The organism is Streptomyces hydrogenans, assembly GCF_014656075.1.
Taxonomy (GTDB): domain Bacteria; phylum Actinomycetota; class Actinomycetes; order Streptomycetales; family Streptomycetaceae; genus Streptomyces; species Streptomyces hydrogenans.
Window position 1 is genome coordinate 1 of the sequence record NZ_BNBS01000283.1, and the last position, 1571, is coordinate 1571.

At 73.5% G+C, this 1571-nt stretch carries 2 protein-coding genes; one reads left to right on the top strand and one right to left on the bottom strand.

Translation table 11 applies throughout. The annotated features are described in order from the left end of the window. Positions 1–270: 270 nt before the first annotated feature. Positions 271–717, bottom strand: coding sequence for an anthrone oxygenase family protein (locus IE321_RS41405; RefSeq protein ID WP_190226769.1), 447 nt, complete (start codon positions 715–717; stop codon positions 271–273). A gap of 91 nt (positions 718–808) precedes the next feature. Between IE321_RS41405 and IE321_RS41410 the strand changes: the two genes are divergently transcribed. Next, entirely contained in the window at positions 809–1387 is a 579-nt protein-coding gene (locus IE321_RS41410; protein ID WP_190226770.1) for a TetR/AcrR family transcriptional regulator, read from the top strand. The last annotated feature ends 184 nt before the right edge of the window (positions 1388–1571 follow it).

The window sequence follows — 1571 nt, forward strand, 5'->3', positions numbered from 1 at the left end:
ACCTGGTTCCAGCCGGTCAACGAGATCCTCGCCCGCTACGGCCTCCGCCTGCACACCGCCTGACCCGCCCCCGCCCACCCCGCGCGCCCGACACCGCGCCGACGGCCCCGCTTCCGTTCCCCGGAGGCGGGGCCGTCCGCGAGGGCCGCTGCGGCCTGTCCCCGTGCGACGGCGCCGCTCCCAGGGTGAGGCCCGTACTTCCCTGAACCCGTGCCCCGCCCCGTACCGGCCGCGTTCCCGCCGGACGGGGCCGGTCCTCGTTCGTCGCCGTCAGACGAGGGCGGCGGCCAGCAGGGCGAAGGCGGCGATGATGACGGCGACGCGGGCGTAGTGGTAGCGGTTCCACCGGTTCATCTGCTCCTTCCAGTCGGCCGGGCGGTTCTCGGGGGTCCACGTCTTGTTCCGGTTGTTGATCGGGACGAGCAGCAGGACCGACATGATCACGCTGAGGAGCAGGAACCCGCCGGCGGCGACGACGAGGCCGGTGCCCGAGGAGTGCCAGGTCGTGGCCGCCCAGGCGACGACGAGGAGCAGCGAGGTGATGTACCAGACCGGCATCACCGCCCCGAGCATCCGGCCCCCGTGGGAGCGGGCGCGCTGGGCGCTGTCCTCGGGGAGGGCGTTGAAGATCGGGTTCATGACGAAGGCGACGGAGAACTCCACCCCCACCATCACGCCGACGACCACGGTGGTGAAGACCTGGAGTGCGTTGAGCATGATGACCCCTCCTGGGATCTAGCGCCGCTAGATGATGAGGCAACGCTAGCGCTGCTGCCGCTCGATTGTCTAGCGGTGCTAGGATCGAATCATGTCGGTACAGGAACGCAAGGAACGCGAACGGGCGGACCGCGAGCGCCTCATCGTGGCGACGGCCCGGGAACTCGCCGAGCAGCAGGGGTGGGACGCGGTCACCACCCGCCGGCTGGCCGAGCGCATCGAGTACAGCCAGCCCGTCCTCTACAGCCACTTCCGCGGCAAGCGGGAGATCATCGGCGCCGTCGCCCTCGAAGGCGCCGCGGAGATGGCCGTGGAGCTGAGGGCGGCGGCCCTCGCCGCGGACGGCCCGCGCGCCCAGGCGGCCGCCCTCGCCCGCGCCTACCTCGACGTCGCGACGCGCAACCCGGCGGTCTACGACGCCATGTTCCAGCTCGACGGCGGCCTGACCTTCGCGCACGAGGACACCCCGGCGCCGCTCAAGGACGCCTTCGCCGCACTCCTGGACAACCTCGGCGAGGCGGCCGGGGAGGGCGTCCACCCGGGACTGTTCACCGAGGTGTTCTGGGCGTCCCTGCACGGTCTGGCGACCCTGACCCGCGCGGGCCGCCTTCCGCCCGCCGAGGCCGACCGGAGGACGGAGCTCCTGGTGGACCGGCTCGCCGTGGTCTGACGGGGCGAGCGGAGGCGCGCCCGACAGGGACTCGTACCCGGCCGGGGGCCGTCATCGGGATCCGACCCGCGCGCCGGGGCCGGGCCTCGGTGCGCGCGGGCGTTTGCCGTGGCCGTGCGGCGGGGTTCCGGAGCGGGGGCGGCGATGGCGGTGGCGCGATCCGTCGCGGGCGGCGGGCCTCGAC